Here is a 21,601-nt window from a genome sequence, read left to right as displayed (position 1 = left end):
GGGGTCTCAATACGGTGAGTGAAAAGTGGCAAACGGTGTCGGTCGACAGTGGAGAGGCGTGGATGAACGGGCCCGGATCCGAAACAGCCCTGGCGCGACTGCTTGCCACGGCCGTGCCGTCGCAAGCCCGCAGACTGGTGACGGAGCTGGTGCGCACCGCCGTCGCGGAGGCGATCGAGGCGGCCCGCCCAGGCATCGCCTACACCCTGGACCCGTCTGTTCCACTGGCCGAACAAGGGCTGGACTCGCTCGCGGCGGTGGACCTGCACCGTCGGCTGACCGCGCGTACCGGACTCGACCTGCCGGTCGGCCTGGCGTACGAGTGCCCCACCGTGCCGGACCTGACCGACCGGCTGCTGGCCGGCGGAGCGGCCACGGGCGACGACGTTCCTCTCGAGTTCGCGCCGGCCGGTGACGGCACCGGCGGCGGCCCGGACGACGACCCCGTGGCGATCGTCGGGATCGGCTGCCGCTTCCCCGGAGGGATCGGGACACCGGACGACCTGTGGCGGCTGCTCACCGACGGCCGCGAGGTGCTGTCGGGCTTTCCCCGGGACCGGGGCTGGGACCTGAAGGGGCTCTTTCACGAAGACCCCGAGGTACCCGGCAGCAGTTACGCGCGTGCCGGCGGCTTCCTCGACACGGCCACCGAGTTCGACGCCGACTTCTTCGGCATCAGCCCGCGCGAGGCGCTCGCCATGGACCCGCAGCAGCGGCTGGTACTGGAGACCTCGTGGCTGGCGCTGGAGGAAGCGGGCATCGACCCCACGGCGCTGCGTCGCACGCAGGCCGGCATGTTCTTCGGGGCCGAGGTGCAGGAGTACGGGCCGCGGCTGCACGACGCGCCGGACGGGCTCGACGCCCACCTGCTGGCGGGCAACGCCGCCAGCGTCATATCCGGACGTGTCGCCTACGTCCTGGGCACCGAGGGGCCCGCGGTCACCGTGGACACCGCGTGCTCCGCGTCCCTGGTCGCCGTGCACCTGGCCTGCCGCTCGCTGCGCCAGGGCGAGTCGTCACTGGCACTGGCCGGCGGGGTGGCGGTCATGGGCGGCCCCGGTGTCTTCACCGCGTTCAGCAGGCAGCGCGGTCTGTCGCCGGACGGCCGCTGCAAGGCGTTCGCCGCGTCCGCCGACGGCACGGGCTTCGCCGAGGGCGTCGGCGTCCTCGTCCTGGAGCGGCTCTCGGAGGCCCGCCGCAACGGCCACCGGGTACTGGCACTGGTGCGGGCTACCGCGGTCAACCAGGACGGCGCCTCCAACGGACTCACCGCCCCCAACGGGGCGTCTCAGCAGCGTCTGATCCGCCGGGCACTGGCCGAGGCCGCGCTCACCGCCGCCGACGTCGACGTGATCGAGGCGCACGGCACGGGAACCCGTCTGGGCGACCCGATCGAGGCGACCGCTCTGCTGGCCACCTACGGGCAGGGCCGCGACCCGGCCCAGCCCCTGCTGCTGGGTTCGGTCAAGTCCAACCTGGGGCACACCCAGGCCGCCGCGGGCGTGGCCGGCGTGATCAAGTCGGTCCTCGCCATGCGGCACGGCCACGTGCCCGCGACCCTGCACGTCGACACGCCCACGCCGCACGTCGACTGGTCCTCCCGAACCGTCGAACTGGTCACCGAGCCCAGGCCGTGGCCCGACACCGGACGGCCGCGCCGGGCGGGTGTGTCGTCGTTCGGCGTGAGCGGCACCAACGCGCACATCATCCTCGAACAGCCCGGTCCCGAGGACCACGCCGAGCGTCCGGACGCTCTCTCGCCCACCGCCGACGTCTCCGCGTCTCCCGTCCCGGCCCCGTCCACCCCCTTCCTCTTCCCGCTCTCCGCACGCGGTGAGACCGCCCTGCGGGCACGCGCCGCCGATCTGCTTCCTCTCGTGGACACCACGGAGCCCGCCGACCTCGCGCACTCCCTGGCCACCACCCGAGCCGCCCTCCCGCACCGGGCCGTGCTCGTCGCCGCCGACCGCGCCGAGCTGCGCGACGCCCTCGCCGCCGTGGCGTCCGGGGCCGTTCCCGTGACCGGGCCGACGGGGGGCGAACTCGGTTACCTCTTCACCGGGCAGGGCAGCCAGCGGGCCCGGATGGGCCGCGAACTCGCCGCCGCCGAACCCGCGTTCGCCACCGCACTCGACGAGGTCTGCGGCCACTTCGACCTCCAGCTGCCCCGGCCGCTCAAGAGCGTCCTGTTCGCCGAGCCGGGCACCCCCGAGGCGGAGCTGCTGCATCACACCGAGTACGCGCAGCCCGCGCTGTTCGCCGTCGAAGTCGCCCTCCACCGCCTCCTGCGCGGCTGGGGCATGACGCCGGACCACCTCGCGGGGCACTCCGTCGGGGAGATCGCCGCCGCCCACATCGCCGGTGTGCTCACCCTGCAGGACGCCACGATCCTCGTCGCCGCCCGCGGTCGCCTCATGCAGCGGCTTCCCGAGGGCGGCGCCATGATCGCCGTCCGTGCCGCCGAGGACGAGGTCGCCGAGCTGCTCACCCCGCTGACCGGCATCGCGGCGGTCAACGGCCCCGCCTCCGTCGTGGTCTCCGGCGACCACGACGAGGTCGAGCGCATCGCCGCACAACTCTCCGCGCGCGGGCACGACACCAAACGCCTGCGGGTCAGCCACGCCTTCCACTCGCCGCTGATGGACCCGATGCTGACGGAGTTCCGCAGGGTCGCGCGGGTGCTGGACTACGCGGAGCCCACGCTGCCCGTGGTCTCCACCGTCACCGGTGACCTGGTCGGCCGTGAACTGTGCGACCCCGAATACTGGGTCGAACACGTCCGGGCCCCTGTCCGCTTCCACGACGCCGTCCGCCGGCTGGCCGACATCGGGGTGCGTACCTTCGTGGAACTCGGCCCGGACGCGGTGCTGGCGGCGATGGGCCCGGACTGCACCGACACGCCCGGCGTCGCCTTCGTGCCGACGCTGCGGCGCGAACGTCCCGAGCCACGCGAGGCCGCCGCCGCACTCGCGACGGCGCACGCGCGCGGTGTCCCCGTCGACTGGGTCCACCACTTCGCCGGGGCGAGCAGCCGCCGGGTCGAGCTGCCCGGCTACCCGTTCCAGCGCCGCCGGTTCTGGCTGGAGCCGGGCACCCCCACCGACGCGGCCGTACTGGGCCAGGTCGCCGCCGGGCACCCGCTGCTGGCGGCCGTGGTGGCCGTCGGCGCGGAGGGCGTCGTCCTCACCGGCCGCCTCTCCACCCGCACCCACCCCTGGCTCGCCGACCACGTGGTCTCGGGCCGGGTCATGGTGCCCGGCACCGCCTTCGTCGAACTCGCCCTGCGGGCCGGCGACCACGTCGGCGGCACCGTCCTTGAGGAACTGACCCTCGGGATCCCGCTGGTGCTCGCGCCGGACGAGGACACCGCCGTCCAGGTCGCCGTGGGGGAGCCCGACGAGGACAACCGCCGGAGCGTCACGGTCCACTCCCGTGTCGGAGACGACGCGCCCTGGACGCGGCACGCGGCCGGAGTGCTCGCCGCCGCCCCCGCCGCCCCGGTCGTCGCCGAGCCGGGGAACTGGCCGCCGCCGGACGCCGAGCCGCTGGACGTGTCCCGGGCCTACGCGGACCTCGCGGAGCAGGGATATGCCTACGGGCCCGTGTTCCAAGGTCTGCGCGCGGCCTGGCGCGACGGCGACCACGTATACGCCGAGGTGGCCCTGCCCGAGGACACCGCCGCCGAGGCCGGGAACTTCGGACTGCACCCGGCGCTGCTGGACGCCGCGCTGCACGCCGCGGACCTCGACGCCCCGCTGCGCTCCGAGGTACTGCTGCCCTTCGCCTGGACCGGTGTCCGCCTGCACACCACCGGCGCCTCTGCCCTCCGGGTACGGATCAGCCGTACCGGCGCCGACACCCTCGCCCTGCACCTCGCCGACGTCACCGGGACGCCGGTCGCCGACATCGACGGCATGACGTCCGTGCCCGTACCGGACGGCGACGTGGTGTACGCGGTGCGGTGGTCGCCGCATCCTCGGCCCACAGCCACCGCACCGCTGCGCACCGCCGTCCTGGACACCGGGGGCGACGCCCCGGGCGACACCTTTTACGACGGGCCGGCCGGCAACGTCCTGGCCGGCGACGTTCTGGCTGGTGCCGTGGACGCGCTGTTCGACGGCCGTGCACCCGATGCCGTGATGCACCGCCCGCCAGGCTCCCCGAGCGCGGACGCGGCCGACGCGCGGGCGCACGTTCTGCACGCACTGCGGCTGCTGCACATCTGGCAGTCCGACGAACGGTCGGCCGCGATTCCCCTCGTCGTAGTGACCTCGCCCGCCGACCCCGCCGGTGCGGCCGTGCGCGGGCTCGTCCGCTCGGCCCAGGCGGAGAACCCGGGCCGTTACGTACTGGTCGAGCACGACACCCTGCCCACCGAGACGGAACTACGGCAGGTGCTCGCCACGGGCGAGCCGGAACTCTCCCTCGCGGACGGCCGGTTCACCGTGCCCCGGTTGATGGCCGAGCCCCAGGCCGAGCCCCGGTCCGCCGCCGACTGGGGGACCGTGCTGATTACCGGAGGCACCGGTGGGATCGGTGCCCTGGTCGCCCGTCATCTGGTGCGGGCCCACGGTGTACGCCGGCTGGTGCTCGTCGGACGCCGCGGCCACGCCCCTGAACTGGACGCCGAACTGACCGCGCTCGGCGCCGAGGTCACCGTCGAGGCCTGCGACATCGGCGACCGGGACGCCCTGCGCGCTCTCCTGGCGCGGCATCCCGTCGACTCCGTGGTGCACGCCGCGGGCACGGTACGCGACGGCATCGTGGAGAGCCTCACCGACGACATGGTCGGCGAGGTCTTCCACGCCAAGGCGACGGGCGCCTGGAACCTGCACGAACTGACTCTCGGACGCGAGCTCTCCCGCTTCGTGGTGTTCTCCTCGCTCGCCGCCGTCCTCGACGGCCCCGGCCAGGGAAACTACGCCGCGGCCAACGCCTACCTGGACGCCCTCGCCGCGCACCGCGCAGCCCTGGGCCTGCCGGCCACCGCCCTCGCCTGGAGCCTGTGGGACACCGGCACCGGCATGGGCGCCGCACTGGACGCCGCCGCACGAGAACGGGTGGCCGCCGCCGGCGTACCGGGACTCTCCGCCGAACACTCCCTGCGCCTGTTCGACGCGGCCGTCCGCTCGTCCGCACCCCACCTCGTGCCCGTCGAGATCGACGCCACCGCCGTGCGCCGCCGGCCCGACGGCATACCGCCACTGCTCAAGACCCTCGTCCGCCCCGTCACCCGCCGGGCCGCCGCCTCTGTCGCGTCGCATGCCGTGTCCAGTCAGGACGGGGCATGGACGGGACTGGCCGTCGCCGACCGGGAACGCGCTCTGCTGGAGCTGGTGAGGAACGAGGTGGCCGCGGTGCTCCGGCACGACACCCCGTCCGCCATCGACCCGACGCGCGCGTTCACCGAACTCGGCTTCGACTCCCTGGCCGCCGTCGAACTGCGCAACCGCCTCAACACCGCCACCGGGCTGCGACTGCCCGCCACACTCGTCTTCGACCACCCCACCTCACGCGCGCTCGCCGACCACATGCACGCGAGTCTCTTCGGATCCGCGGAGCCGACCGCCGAACCGGCGCCGGTCCGCCCGGCCGACGAGGACGATCCGATCGTCATCGTCGGCATGGGCTGCCGCTACCCCGGCGGCGTGCGTTCCCCCGAGGACCTGTGGCGCCTCGTCGCGGAGGGCGTCGACGCGGTCGGAGACTTCCCCTCCGACCGGGGCTGGGACACCGAGACGCTCTACGACCCCGAGCCCGGCACACCCGGCCGCACCTACACCCGCGAGGGAGCCTTCCTCCACGAGGCGGCGGACTTCGACGCCGGCTTCTTCGGCATCGGGCCGCGCGAGGCCACCGCCATGGACCCGCAGCAGCGGCTGCTCCTCGAGGTCTCCTGGGAGGCACTGGAGCGCTCCGCCATCGACCCGGCGACGCTGCGCGGCTCGCGCACCGGTGTCTTCGCGGGCGTCATGTACCACGACTACGGCACCTGGCTGACCGACGTTCCCGACGACCTCGCCGCCTACCTCGGCAACGGCAGCCTGGGCAGCGTCGTCTCCGGCCGCGTCGCCTACGCCCTGGGGCTGGAAGGGCCGGCCGTCACCGTCGACACCGCCTGCTCCTCCTCGCTGGTCACGCTGCACCTGGCCGCCCAGGCACTCCGGCAGCGCGAGTGCGACCTCGCGCTGGTCGGCGGCGTCACCGTCATGTCGACCCCGGACACCTTCGTCGACTTCGCCCGGCAACGCGGACTGGCCGCCGACGGCCGCTGCAAGTCCTTCGCCGCCGCGGCCGACGGCACGGGCTGGGGAGAGGGCGTCGGCATGCTGGTGGTCGAACGTCTCTCGGACGCCCTGCGGGCCGGGCACCGGGTCCTGGCCACCGTACGGGGCTCGGCAGTCAACTCCGACGGCGCCTCCAACGGCCTCACCGCCCCGAACGGCCCCTCCCAGCAGCGCGTCATCCACGCCGCCCTGGCCGCCGCGGGGCTCACCACCGCCGACGTCGACGCCGTCGAGGCACATGGCACCGGAACCACGCTCGGCGACCCGATCGAGGCCCAGGCCCTGCTCGCCACCTACGGTCAGCGGCAGCCCGACGACGAACCGCTGTGGCTCGGCTCGATCAAGTCGAACATGGGACACACCCAGGCCGCGGCCGGTGTCGCCGGCGTCATCAAGATGGTGATGGCGATGCGACACGGCCGGCTGCCGCGCACCCTGCACGTCGACGCGCCCTCGCACCAGGTCGACTGGACGGAGGGCGCGGTCCGGCTCCTCACCGACGAGCGCACCTGGCCGGCGGCTGAGGGCCGGCCACGCCGCGCCGGCGTCTCCTCCTTCGGCATCAGCGGCACCAACGCCCACGTCATCCTGGAGGAGTTCGCGGAGGCCGAGGCCGAACCGGAGACCGGAACCCCGTATCTGGCGGACGCACCGCCCCTGTTCCCCCTGCCGGTCTCCGCCCGCTCGCCCGAGGCACTGCGCGGGCAGGCGGCCCGCCTGCGAGAACTGTCCGGAGCGGCGGTCCCGGAACTAGGCCGCGCCCTGGCCACCACCCGCGGCACCCATCCGCACCGGGCCGTCGTCCTCGCCGCCGACGCGCGGCGGACCGACGAAGCGCTGGACGCGCTCGCCCGCGGCCACGAGGCCCCGGGGCTTCTGATCACAGGTGAGGCGACCGACGGCACCCTCGCCTACCTGTTCTCGGGGCAGGGCGCCCAGCGCCCCGGCATGGGCCGTGACTGGTACGACGCCTACCCCGTCTACGCGGAGCACTTCGACCGGATCGCCGGCCTCTTCGACAAGCACCTGGAACGACCGCTCGCCGAAGTGGTCCTCGGAGACCACCCCGAGATCCTGGAGCGCACCGCCTACACCCAGGCGGCCCTCTTCACCACCCAGGTCGCCCTCTACCGGCTGCTGGAGTCCTTCGGGCTGCGCCCGGCATGGCTCGCCGGCCACTCCGTCGGCGAGTTCGCCGCCGCGCACGTCGCCGGGGTGTGGTCACTGTCCAACGCCGTCACGGCCGTGGCCGCGCGCGGCCGGCTCATGCAGGCCCTGCCGACGGGCGGCGCGATGATCGCCGTACAGGCCACGGAGGAAGAGGTGGCGCCGCTCCTGGACGAACGGTGCGGCATCGCCGCGGTCAACGGGCCGCGCGCCGTGGTCGTCTCCGGCGACGAGGACGCCGTCGCCGCCGTCGCCGCACGCTTCACCACCACCCGGCGACTCAGCGTCTCGCACGCCTTTCACTCACCGCACATGGAGCCGATGCTGGACGAGTTCCACCAGGTCATGACGGAGCTCAAGGCCGCGGAGCCGGCCCTGCCGATCGTCTCCACCCTCACCGGCGTGCAGGCGACCGGGTCCGAACTCGGCTCCGCCGACTACTGGGTGCGGCACGTCCGTGGGACGGTCCGCTTCGCCGACGCGGTCGGGACGCTGGCCGCGCAGGGAGTCGACACTTTCCTCGAACTGGGCGCCGCGCCCGCCCTGACGGCCATGGGACCCGACTGCCTGCCAGACATGGAGGTCGCGTTCATCCCGACGGGCCGCAAGGACACCGCGCAGATACCGGGGCTGCTCGCCGCTCTGGCCGCCGTACACACCCGCGGCTCGGACGTCGACTGGTCGGCGTGTTTCGGCGATTACTCCGGACACTCGCTCGACCTGCCCACCTACGCCTTCGAGCACCGCCGCTACTGGCTGCCCACGGCGGCCGCGAGGGGCGATGCCGCGGGCCACGGCTTCGCGACGCTCGACCATCCGTTCGTCAGCGCGCGTCTGGATCTCCCCGGCGACGCGGGGCTCCTGCTCACCGGAAGGATCTCCACCGTCTCGCATCCGGTGCTCACCCAGCACTCCGTCTTCGGCACGGTGCTCGTGCCGGGTGCCGCGCTGGTCGACCTGGCCCTGTACGCCGGCCGGCTGACCGGTCGTCCGGCCCTGGAGGAACTCACCCTCCAAGCCCCCTTGGCCGTGCCCGGGGACCGCGCCGTCCGCCTCCAGCTCCTCGCCCGGCCCGACGGCACGGTCGAGATCCACTCCAAGCTGGAGGACGCGCCCGAGGACGAGGGCTGGACCCGGAACGCGACCGGGACGCTCGCCGCCTCCGTCATCCCGGCGGCGGCCCCGGCCGGCACCTGGCCGCCACCGGGTGCCAAGCCGCTCGACATCGGCGGTCTCTATCCGGGGCTCCACGAGCAGGGGTACGAGTACGGGCCCGTCTACTCCGGCGTACGGGCCGCCTGGCAGCACGGTGACGCCGTCCTGGCCGAGCTCGAACTGCCCGCCGACGCCCGGCAGGACGCCGCCCGCCACACCCTGCATCCCGCGTTGCTGGACTCAGCCCTGCACGCCACGTCACTGGCCGACGGCGAATCCGGCGGGTCCGGCGAGGACAGGGCGACGGGCACGGTCGAGCTGCCGTTCTCCTGGACCGCGGTCGCCGTGCACGGGCAGGCGTCCCTGACCGCCCGGGTGCGGGTCACCCGGGGTCAACAGGGCATCCGCCTCGACCTGACCGACACCGACGGCGGGCCTCTCGCCACCGTCGAGTCCTACGTCACCAGGCCCGTCGCCGCGGACCGGCTCACCGGACGGCAGCGCTCGCTGTACGTGGTCGAGAGCGAACCGCTCCCCGAGGCGGCCGGCCGCCCCGACCGCCGCACCTGGGCCGTGCTCGGCCCCGAGGACCTCGGACTCCGGGCACCCGCCCACGCCGGCCTCACCGCGGTCACGGATCCCGGGCCCGACGTCGTCGTCCTCCCAGTGAGCGCGCCCCCCACCGACGACGAACAGGTGCCCGCCACCCTGCGTGCCGCGGTGGACGCCACCCTGGCAACCGTTCAGGAATGGCTCCGCGACGAGCGCTGGGCACGGTCGACGCTGCTGGTGCTGACGGGAGACACCCTCGCCCACTCCGCCGTGCACGGTCTGGTGCGTGCCGCCCAGGCCGAGGATCCCGGTCGCATCGTGCTCGTACGGCGGAGCGGAGCACAGGCCGCCGTGCCCGACCGCGCCGCACTCGCGGCCGTCCTCGACTCCGGGGAACCGGAGGTGCTGTGGCAGGACGGCCGGGCCCACGCACCACGCCTGGCACGCGCCGATGAGCCGGCGCACCCGGACACCGGCCGTCCCTGGGGAACCGTCCTCATCACCGGAGGCACCGGCGAACTCGGCTCCCTGCTGGCCCGGCACCTCGTGACACGGCACGGAGTCACCCGCCTCGTCCTCGCCGGACGCCGAGGCCCCGACGCGCCCGGTGCCCCCGAACTGGGCCGGGACCTGGCTGCCCTGGGCGCCCACGCCGACATCGTCGCCTGTGATGTCGCGGACCGTTCGGCGCTCGCCGAACTGCTCGCCGCCCACCCCGTCGACAGTGTCGTGCACACAGCGGGTGTCCTGGACGACGGCACGGTCGCCCTGCTCACCCCCGAGCGCGTCGACACCGTGCTGCGTCCCAAGGCGGACGCCGCCTGGCACCTCCATCAGCTCACCCTCGAACGCGACCTCTCCCACTTCGTGCTGTTCTCCTCGGCCGCCGGCACCATCGACGCCTCCGGCCAGGGCAACTACGCCGCGGCCAACGTCTTCCTGGACGCCCTGGCCGCCCACCGGCGCGCCCGCGGCCTGCCCGCCACCTCCCTCGCCTGGGGCCTGTGGGACGGCGCGGGCATGGGTGCGGGCCTCGACGACGGCGACATACGCCGCGTCGCCCGCTCCGGCATCGGTGCGCTCGACCCGGACGAGGGACTGGAGCTCTTCGACGCCGCGCTGCGCTCCGGCCACCCCGCGCTGGTCCCGGTCCGACTGGATACCGCCGCACTGCGCCGCCGCTGTGACGACGTGCCGGCGATACTGCGCGTCCTGGCCGGTGTCACCACCAGGGACGCCCGGAACCATCACACTCGCACGCTCGGCGAACAGCTGGCCGGGCTGCCCGCGGCCGACCACGAGCACACCGTCCTCACCTCGGTCCGCACCGAGGTGGCCGCCGTCCTGGGCCATGACGGCCCCGCCGCCGTCGAACCGCGTCGCGCCTTCACCGAACTGGGCTTCGACTCCCTCGCGGCCGTGGAACTCCGCAACCGGCTGAACGCGATCAGCGGCCTGCGCCTCCCGTCCACCCTCGTCTTCGACTACGCCACGCCCATGGCACTCACCGGCCACCTGCTCGAACGGCTCGCACCCGCCGCAGCTCCGGACATCGCCGACACGCCGGCCGACGACGAGGTGAGCGCCCTCATCTCACGCATCCCCGTCGCACGGATCCGCGACGCCGGGATCCTCGACGACCTGCTCAAGCTCGCCGAGCCCGCGTCCGCCACGACCGCCTCCGAACCGGTCATGGACATCAAGTCCATGGCCGTCGCCGACCTCGTGCGCGCCGCCATGAACCGCAGCAGTCCCGAATGACCTCGCCCGGTGCCGGACGACGCGCCACGCCCGGCACCGGACGCCTCCGCCACAGGCGCACCCCATCACCTCACCAGCGCCGCCGAGTCACCAGGGAGCGACACCGACCGTGGACACATCCGTCGAGCAGATCGTCGAGGCGTTGCGCGAGGCACTGCTCGAGAACGAGCGGCTGCGCCGGCACAACGACCGGATCACCGAGGCGGCGCACGAACCCGTCGCCATCGTCGCCATGAGCTGCCGTTATCCCGGCGGCGTCAGCACCCCCGAGCAGCTCTGGGACCTCGTCGACGCCGGCGTCGACGCCGTGGGCGACTTCCCCGAGAACCGCGACTGGGACACCGACGCCATCTACGACCCCGACCCCGACGCTCCCGGCCGTACACACGTGCGTGAGGGCGGGTTCCTCTACGACGCCCCGCAGTTCGATCCGGGCTTCTTCGGCATCAGCCCGCGCGAGGCCGTCGCCATGGACCCGCAGCAGCGTCTGCTGCTGGAGACCGCGTGGGAGGCGTTCGAACGGGCGGGCATCGACCCCCACACCCTGCGCGGCAGCCGCACCGGCATCTACGCGGGCGTCATGTACCACGACTACGGCAGCTGGCTCACGAAGGTGCCGGAGGGCGTCGAGGGCTACCTGGGCAACGGCAACCTCGGCAGCGTCGCCTCCGGCCGCGTCTCCTACACCCTCGGCCTGGAGGGGCCGGCCGTCACCATCGACACCGCCTGCTCCTCCTCGCTGGTCGCCCTCCACCTCGCCGTGCAGGCCCTGCGCACCGGTGAATGCTCGCTCGCCCTGGCCGGCGGGGTGACCGTGATGTCCACCCCCGACACCTTCATCGACTTCTCCCGGCAACGCGGCCTCGCCCAGGACGGCCGCTGCAAGTCCTTCGCGGAGGGCGCGGACGGCACCGGCTGGGGCGAGGGGGCCGGCCTCCTGCTCCTGGAGCGGCTGAGCGACGCCCGCCGCAACGGTCACCGCGTGCTGGCCGTCGTACGCGGTACCGCCGTCAATCAGGACGGCGCGTCCAACGGTCTGACCGCTCCCAACGGACCCTCCCAGCAGCGCGTCATCCGCGCCGCGCTCGCCGACGCCGGCCTGGAGCCCCAGCAGGTGCAGGCCGTGGAGGCCCACGGCACCGGCACCCCCCTCGGCGACCCGATCGAAGCCCAGGCGCTGCTGGCCGCCTACGGCCAGGATCGCGGGGAGCCCCTGTGGCTGGGCTCGGTGAAGTCCAACATCGGGCACACCCAGGCCGCCGCCGGTGTCGCGGGCGTCATCAAAATGGTGATGGCCATGCGACACGGCAGGCTCCCCGGAACCCTGCACGCCGAACGGCCCACCACCCAGGTCGACTGGGAGTCGGGCGCCGTCGAACTGCTCGCCGAGCCGCGCGACTGGCCGACCACCGACGAGCCCCGCCGCGCCGCCGTGTCCTCCTTCGGCATCAGCGGCACCAACGCCCACGTCATCGTGGAGGAGGCGGCACCCGACCCCGAGGCGCGCACCGACGCCCCGGTCTGGGACCGGCCGCTGCCGCTGGTGCTGTCGGCCCGCGACGACGCCGCACTGTCCGCTCAGGCCCGCCGCGTCCTGGAACACCTGGGAACCGGCACCGAGCCCGGGCCCGATGTCGCCCACACGCTGGCCACCACCCGCGCGGCCCTGGACCGCCGGGCCGTCGCCGTCGCCTCCGACCTCCCCGCACTCACCGCCCACCTCACCGCTCTGGCCGAGAGCGGACCGGCCGCCCTGATGACCCACGGCGCACCGGCCGCGGAGTCCCGGGTCGCGTTCGTCTTCCCCGGCCAGGGCTCCCAATGGGCCGGAATGGCGGCCGAACTGCTCGACAGCTCCCCGGTGTTCGCCGCCACCATGGCCGACTGCGCCGAGGCTCTCGCCCCCTTCACCGACTGGGACCTGATCGACACCGTCCGGGCCCGCGGCCCGCTGGAGCGGGTGGACGTCGTCCAGCCCGCTCTCTGGGCCATCATGGTGTCCCTGGCGGCGGTGTGGCGCGCCCACGGTGTGCACCCCGCCGCCGTCATCGGCCACTCCCAGGGGGAGATCGCCGCGGCCTGCGTCGCGGGTGCGCTGACCCTGTCCGACGGAGCCCGCGTGGTGGCCCTGCGCAGCCGGGCCATCGCCGAGGGCCTGTCCGGCCGCGGCGGCATGATGTCGGTGGCACTGCCCGAGTCCCGCGCACGCGAACTCGTCGCCGCCTACGACGGACGCGTCGCCGTGGCCGCGGTCAACGGCACGTCCTCGGTCGTGCTCTCCGGCGACGCCGACGCCCTCGACGCCCTGCGCGAGACCGTCGTGGCCGACGGCGGACGCGCCAAGCGGCTGCCCGTGGACTACGCCTCGCACAGCGCCCACGTCGAGTCGCTGCGCGAGCGCCTGCACACGGACCTCAAGGACGTACACGCCCGCGCGGCCGAGGTGCCGTTCTACTCCACCGTCACCGGCGGCCCGCTGGACACCACCACGCTGGACGCCGGCTACTGGTACACCAACCTGCGGCAGAGCGTGCTGTTCGAGCCGGCCACCCGGTCCCTGCTGGACGCGGGCTACGGCGTGTTCGTCGAATGCAGCCCGCATCCGGTGCTGCTGAACAGCGTCGAGGAGACCGCCGACGCGGCCGGCACGACCATCACCGGCGTGGGCTCCCTGCGTCGCGACGACGGGGGCGCCGACCGGCTGCTCACCTCGTTGGGCGAGGCGTTCGTCGCGGGACTCCCGGTCGACTGGTCGCAGGCCTTCGCGGGGATCCCGGTCCGGGCGGCCGACCTGCCCACCTACCCCTTCCAGCGGGAGCGCTACTGGCTCGGCCGGTCCGCCGCCACCGGGGACCTGACCGCCGCGGGACTGGAGAACGCGGGTCACCCCCTGCTGGGCGCGGCCGTACCGGTCGCGGAGGGCGGCACCCTGTTCACCGGGCGGCTCTCCGTGACCACCACGCCCTGGCTCCTCGACCACGCCGTGTCCGGCACCACCCTGCTGCCCGGCACCGCTCTGGTGGAGCTGGCGCTGAGCGCCGGTCACGGACTCGGGTGCGGCCACGTCAGTGAACTCACCCTGCACGCGCCTGTGGTGGTGCCCGAGCGCGGTGCGGTCCAGCTTCAACTGCTCGTGGCCGCCACCGACGAGGCCGGGCACCGTGCGCTGACCGTTCACTCCCGCTCCGAAGGCGCGGACGACGACACCTGGACACTGCACGCTTCCGGGCTGCTCGCCCCGCAGACGACCGACCCCGACTTCGACCTGGCGGCCTGGCCGCCCCGGGGAGCCGAGCCCGTCCCGACGGACGAGGCCTACGCCGAACTGTCCGGCCTCGGCTACGACTACGGGCCCGTCTTCCAGGGGCTGCGCGCGGTCTGGCGGCGCGGGGACGAGACCTACGCCGAGGTGGAACTGCCCGCCGAAGCCGACGACTTCGGGCTCCATCCGGCGCTGTTCGACGCCGCCCTGCACGCCGACGGCCTGGTGGCGGACGGCGAGTCCACGGCTCGGCTGCCGTTCGTCTTCACGGGCGTGTCGCTGTACGCGGCCGGGGCCACCGCCCTGCGCGTGCGCATCCGAGGAGGCGACACACTGTCGCTGGAGCTGGCCGATCCCACCGGCGCTCCGGTGGCGGCCGTCCAGGCCCTGGCCTCCCGGCCCGTCGACCCGGGCACACTGGTCTCGCGGTGTGGGGGAGAGGACCTGTACCGCTTGGACTGGCCGGTACTGCCCGTCGCGGAGAGTGCCACCCCCGAGCACGTCGTGCTGGACGAACGGGGCGTGCACACCCTGGACACAGTTCCGGCATGGGTGGTCCTGCCCGTCTCCGGAGGCGACGATCCGCTGCGCGGGGTGCGCACAGAGACCGAGCGAGTGCTGGCCGTCGTTCAGGAGTGGCTGGCCGACGACCGTACGGCCGAGGCGCGGCTGGTCGTGCTCACCGAGGGCGCGGTCGCCGTCGAAGGAGAGGACGTCACCGACCTGCCGGGCGGAGCCGTCTGGGGTCTGGTCCGCGCCGCCCAGGGCGAGCACCCCGGGCGCTTCGTCCTCGTGGACGCCGCCCCGGACGGAGCGGACACCGACCGGATCGCCGCCGCGGTGCGGGGGGCCGCCGGCAGCGGTGAGCCGGAACTGGCCCTGCGCGACGGCGCCGTCCACACGCCCCGCCTGGCGCACGCGTCCGCCCGCGGGACGGCCCCCTCGTTCGACGCCGACGGCACGGTGCTGATCACCGGCGGCACCGGTGTGCTCGGTGCCGTGGTCGCCCGGCACCTGGCCACCGAGCACGGCGTGGGCCGCCTGGTCCTCGCCGGGCGCAGCGGTGTCGCGGCGGACGACTTCGACGACCTCCGGGCGCAGGGTACGGAGGTGGTCGTCGCCCGCTGCGACGCCGCGGATCGCGAGGACCTGGCCGCGCTGCTGGCGCGGACACCCGAGGCGCACCCCCTGACCGCGGTCATCCATCTCGCCGGGGTCCTGGACGACGGTCTGGTCACCGATCAGACACCCGAGCGCCTGGACGCCGTCCTGCGTCCCAAGGCGGACGCCGCGTGGAACCTGCACGAGCTGACCGACGGCCTCGGCCTCGCGGCGTTCGTGCTCTTCTCGTCGGCCGCGGGCACCGTCGACGGCGCGGGCCAGTCCGGCTACGCCGCCGCGAACGCCTTCCTCGACGCCCTGGCCGGGCACCGTGCCGCGCGCGGTCTGCCGGCGCTGTCCCTCGCCTGGGGCTTCTGGGAGCAGCGCACCGGCATGACCGCGCACCTCACGGACGCCGAGGTGGAGCGCATGACGCGGGCCGGTGTCCGGCCGCTGCCCACCGGGGAGGCGCTGGGTCTGCTGGACGCCGCACTCGCCAGTGACGCGTCGTTCCTGCTGCCCGTCGGCCTGGACCGGCGGGCCCTGCGTGGCAGCGACGGCCTCCCCGCGGTCCTGCGCGGCCTCGTGCCCGCGCCCGCCCGACGCATGGCGGCGACCCGCGCCACCGTCTCCTCGGTCGCGGACCGGCTCGCGGCCCTGGGCCCCGTCGAGCGGGACAGCGCGCTGATGGAGCTGGTGCGCACGAACGTCGCGGCCGTCCTCGGACACGACGCCGACATGACGCTGGACCCGCGTCGCTCCTTCCGCGAGGCCGGCTTCGACTCGTTGACGGCCGTCGAACTGCGCAACCGTCTCGGCACCGCCGTGGGCCTGCGCCTTCCCGCGACCCTCGTCTTCGACCATCCGGACGCCGACGCCCTGGTGAGGTATCTGCGGGCGGAGCTCTTCGGACCGGACGCCGAGGAGACCGCGACAGCCGCGGCGACGACGTCCACGGTCGTCCAGCGGACGGACGAGCCCGTGGCGATCGTCGGGATGGCGTGCCGCTACCCGGGCGGTGTCCGCACGCCCGAGGACTTCTGGCGCCTGCTCGCCGACGGCCGCGAGGGCATCGGTGACTTCCCCGACGACCGGGGCTGGGACCTCGACGCCCTCTACGACCCCGAACCAGGCAAGCCCGGCCACTGCAGCACCCGCGCGGGCGGATTCCTCTACGACGCCGCCGACTTCGACCACGACTTCTTCGGTATCGGTCCCCGCGAAGCCCTCGCCATGGACCCGCAGCAGCGGCTGCTGCTGGAGATCTCCTGGGAGGCGCTGGAACGCGCCGGAATCGACCCGCATGCCGTACGTGGCACCCGCGCGGGAGTCTTCGCCGGCATCATGTACCACGACTACGGCAGCCGGCTGCGCGACGTCCCAGAGGCCGTCCGTGACTACCTCGGGAACGGAAGCCTGGGCAGCGTCGCCTCGGGACGGGTCGCCTACACCCTGGGGCTGGAAGGGCCCACGCTCAGCGTCGACACGGCGTGCTCGTCGTCCCTGGTGGCCCTGCACCTCGCCGCGCAGGCGCTGCGTCAGGGGGAGTGCACGCTCGCGCTGGCCGGCGGAGTGTCCGTCATGTCGACCCCCGACACCTTCGTGGACTTCAGCAGGCAGCGCAATCTCGCCGCGGACGGCCGCGCCAAGTCCTTCGCGGACGGGGCGGACGGCACGGCGCTGTCGGAGGGCGCCGGAATGCTGGTGTTGGAGCGGTTGTCGGATGCGCGTCGGTTGGGGCATCGGGTGTTGGCGGTGGTGCGGGGTTCGGCGGTGAATCAGGATGGTGCGTCGAATGGGCTGACGGCGCCGAATGGTCCGTCGCAGCGGCGGGTGATCGGGCAGGCGTTGGCGGCTGCGGGGGTGTTGGCGTCTGAGGTGGATGTGGTGGAGGGGCATGGTACGGGGACGGCGTTGGGTGATCCGATTGAGGCGCAGGCGTTGTTGGGGGTGTATGGGCAGGGGCGTGGGGTGCCGTTGTGGTTGGGGTCGGTGAAGTCGAATGTGGGGCATACGCAGGCGGCTGCTGGTGTGGCGGGTGTGATGAAGATGGTGTTGGCGTTGGGGGAGGGGTGGTTGCCGCGGACGTTGCATGTGGGGGTGGGGTCGCGGCAGGTGGATTGGGGTGCGGGGCGGGTGGAGTTGTTGTCGGAGGGGCGTTCGTGGGTGCGGGGTGGCCGGGTGCGTCGGGCGGGGGTGTCGTCGTTCGGGATCAGTGGGACGAACGCGCATGTGATTCTGGAGGAGGCACCGGCCGACGACATCGACACCGATGCTCAGCACGAGCCGGATGATTCAGGCCCTGTGCTGCCCCTCGTCCTCTCCGCGGCCACGCCGCAGGCGCTTGCCGCCCAGGCCGAGCGGCTGCGTACGGTGGCCGACCGGCGGATCACCGACCTCGCCCACTCCCTGCTCACCGGGCGCGCCGCCCTCACGCACCGGGCCGCCGTCGTCGCCCGAGACCAGGACGAACTTCTCGCCGCGCTGACCACGCTGTCCGAAGGGGGCACCGCCGAGACCGTCGTGCGGGGCCGTCCCGTCGCCGGCCGCACCGCGTTCCTGTTCAGCGGGCAGGGCGCGCAGCTGCCCGGGATGGGGCGCGGCCTGTACGACGCCCATCCCGTCTTCCGGCTGGCGCTGGACGAGGTGTGCGCGGCACTGGACGCTCACCTGGACCGCCCGCTGCGCGAGGTGATGTGGGCGCGACCCGGCACCGACGACGCGGCATCGCTCGACGACACCCTCTACACGCAGAGCGCCCTCTTCGCCGTCGAGACGGCTCTGTACCGGCTGCTGACCGCTTGCGGCCTTCGCCCGGACCGGCTGGCCGGGCACTCCGTCGGAGAGCTCACGGCAGCCCACGTGGCCGGAGTCTGGGACCTGGCCGACGCGGCCCGCCTGGTGACCGCCCGCGGCCGGCTCATGCGGGCCCTGCCCGCCGGAGGAGCCATGCTCGCGCTGGACGCGACGGAGGACGAGGTGCTGCCCCACCTCGGGTCCGACGTGTCCCTGGCAGCCGTCAACGGCCCGCGCGCCGTGGTCGTCTCCGGTGCCCGGGCCGCGGTGGACGCCGTCGCCGCGGCCTTCCCGAAACGCCGTCGCAAGGCCCTGCGGGTCAGCCACGCGTTCCACTCACCGCTGGTGGAGCCCATGCTGGCCGAGTTCGAGAAGACGGCCCGCGAACTGCGGTACAGCCCGCCCACCCTCCCTGTGATCTCCAACGTCACCGGCACGCACGCCACCGAGGACGACCTGTGCTCGCCCGAGTACTGGGTGCGTCACGTCCGTGAGACGGTCCGGTTCGGCGACGCGGTCCGCACCCTGGAGGCGGACGGCGTGCGCACCTTCCTCGAACTCGGTCCCGACGCGGTCCTGACCGCCATGGGCGCACACGCCGTCACCGATCCGGAGCGGTCGGCGTTCGTACCGGCACTGCGCAGGGGCCGCGACGAGCAGGTGACTCTCGCCGCCCTTCTCGGAACCGCCCATGTCCGAGGCTTGAGCGTCGACTTCGGCCCGCTCCCCGCCGGCACCGGCGTCAGCCGGGTCGACCTGCCGACCTATCCGTTCCAGCGGCAACGACTGTGGCTGACGGACGGTCCGGGCGCGGCCACCGACGCCGGCGCGCTGGGCCAGTCGCCGGTCCGGCACCCCCTGCTCGGCGCCGCCCTCGGGCTGGCAGACGCGGACACCGTCGCGCTCACCGGCCGGCTCTCCCTGGCCACCCACCCGTGGCTCGTCGACCACGCCGTGGCGGGAGTCGTCCTGGTCCCCGGCAGTGCCTTCGTGGAACTCGCCCTGGAGGCCGGCCAGCACGCCCAGTGCCCGCACGTCGAGGAACTCATGCTGGAGCGGCCCCTGGTGCTGCCCCGCCACGGATTCGTCCAGCTCCAGGTGGCGGTCGCGGAGGCCGACCCCGACGGGCGCAGGCGGCTGACGCTGCATGCGCGCGCTGAGGGCACGGACACATGGACACGGCACGCGGCCGGCGTCCTGGCCCCCCGGACCCCGCTCGAACCGGAGGCGATGACGGCCTGGCCGCCGGCCGGCGCCGTACCCGTCGACGTGACCGGCACCTACGACGACCTCGCCGCACAGGGCTACGACTACGGTCCGCTGTTCCGCTGCCTGACCGCCGCATGGCGCGTCGGCCACGAGATCTGCGCCGAACTGGTCCTGCCGCACCAGGACGCGGCCGACGGGTACGGCCTGCACCCCGCGTTGCTCGACTCGGCCCTGCACGCCATCACCCTGCTCGACGGCCAGGATCCGACCGTCATGACACTCCCCTTCGCCTGGGAGGGCGTCACTCTGTACGCGACCGGTGCCACCGCCCTGCGGCTGCGACTGACCCCGCGGGGCACCGACCACATGACCGCGAGCCTGCACGACACCACCGGCGCTCCGGTCGCCGAGGTCGCGTCGCTGCGCCTGCGCCAGGTCTCGGCCGCGCAGCTGAACGCCGCCTCGTCCGAACCCGGCGACCTGTTCGCGCTGCGCTGGAATTCCTTGCCCGTGTCCCTGGACGGCCCGGTGCCCGAGCCGCACATCCTCACGGTGGAGAGCGATCCGGCGGAGGACCTGCCTGTACGCGCGCGTCAGACGGCCGTACGGGCGCTCGCCGAGCTCCAGAAGCACCTCGCGGGCCCCGCCGACGACGCTCCGTTGGTGGTCGTCACCCGTTCCGCGGTCACCGTCGGTGCGGACGGGCCGCCCGACCCGGCCCAGGCCGTGATCTGGGGGCTGGTGCGATCCGCCGCGGTCGAACACCCGGGCCGCTTCGTGCTGGTGGACACCGACGGTGATCCCGCGTCCGCAGGCCTCCTGCCCGCCGCCGTCGCGACCGGCGCACCAGAGCTGGCCCTGCGCGGCGGCGAGGTCCACACACCGGAACTCGCCCGCACCGACGCGTCCGGCGACGCGTCCGGGATCCCGTTCGACCCGGAAGGCACCGTCCTCATCACCGGCGGCACCGGCAGCCTCGGCCGCCGGCTGGCCCGGCACCTCGCCGAACGCCACGGCGCCCGCCATCTGCTCCTGGTCGGACGCACCGGTAGGACCCCGGACCCGGAGGTGGACGACGACTCCCTCGCTCCGGGCGCACAGGTGACGGTCGCCGCCTGCGACACCACGGACCGGGCCGCGTTGGCCGAACTCCTGGCCGCCGTACCGAAGGCGCGTCCGCTCACCGCCGTCGTACACGCGGCCGGCGTCCTGGACGACGGACTGCTCACCGACCTCACCGCGTCCCGCACAGAGGACGTGATGCGCCCGAAGACCGATGCTGCGTGGAACCTGCACGAGCTGACCCGCGAGCAGGGCCTGGACGCCTTCGTGCTCTTCTCCTCCGCCGCCGCCACCCTGGGGGCGGCCGGGCAGGCCAACTACGCGGCCGGCAACGCCTTCATGGACGCTCTGGCGGCGGTGCGGACGGCCGAGGGGCTGCCCGCCCTGTCACTGGGCTGGGGCCTGTGGGACACCGGCGAGGGCATGACGGCCGGCCTCGACGAGACCGGGATGCGCCGGCTGGCCCGCGAAGGCATCCTCCCGCTCTCCGCCGACCGGGCACTGTCGCTCTTCGACCGTGCGGTGAACATGGCTGGCCCGCTTCTGCTTCCGGTACGTGTGCAGGTCACCGATGAGGCTCCCGCACTCGTCCGGGCCCTTGAAACCGCACCGGCCCGTCGGGTGGCGGGGACCGGGGCCGCCGGTCCCTCGCCGCAGACCGTGGAGCCGCTGCTCAGCGGGCTCTCCCAGCTCGGCGCCGCCGAGGGCCGGCAGCTGTTGGTGGCCACGGTGTGCCGCCACGTGGCCGACGTCCTCGGGCACGGATCCGGCACCGTCATCGACGCCGAACGCTCCCTGGGCGACCTCGGCGTGGACTCGCTCGCCGCCCTGGAGCTGCGCAACCGACTGGCAGACGACACCGGGCTCCGGCTGTCGAGCACGCTCACCTTCGACTACCCGACCTCCGACGCCCTCGCGCAGCACCTGTTCGACGAACTGGGGGGAGGCGCGGCCGACGAAGACCTCGTGGACGTCGAGGCCGAGGTGGTGCGCCTGGAGGAGATACTGAGCGCCGCCCTGGAGTCCGCTGGGCTCGATGAGGAGCGGCATGCCCGGGTCGCGGCCCGCCTGCGGGTGCTCAACGCCCGCTGGGACGGTTCGGCGCGGTGGCAGACCGACGAGAACCACGCCGCCGATGAGAAGGGACTGGAATCGGCCACGGCCGATGAGCTGTTCGACATCCTCGACGGCGAACTCGGCCCCCTCGACTGAGGCCGCCACTCGACTGACCGGCCATTTCGACTCAGGC

At 73.9% G+C, this 21,601-nt stretch carries 2 protein-coding genes; both read left to right on the top strand.

The features are described 5' to 3' along the window. The first annotated feature begins 62 nt into the window (after positions 1-62). Complete coding sequence (locus tag ACFC1X_RS11160; RefSeq protein WP_376351198.1) at positions 63-10,922, top strand: SDR family NAD(P)-dependent oxidoreductase; 10,860 nt, start codon at positions 63-65, stop codon at positions 10,920-10,922. A 109-nt stretch (positions 10,923-11,031) separates the two neighbouring features. Further along, on the top strand, positions 11,032-21,564 hold the full coding sequence (locus ACFC1X_RS11155) for an SDR family NAD(P)-dependent oxidoreductase (protein ID WP_376351195.1): 10,533 nt from the start codon (positions 11,032-11,034) through the stop codon (positions 21,562-21,564). The last annotated feature ends 37 nt before the right edge of the window (positions 21,565-21,601 follow it).

It is taken from the genome of Streptomyces sp. NPDC056128 (assembly GCF_042263835.1).
Classification (GTDB): Bacteria; Actinomycetota; Actinomycetes; order Streptomycetales; family Streptomycetaceae; genus Streptomyces.
This window is presented reverse-complemented; position numbering and strand designations above follow the sequence as displayed.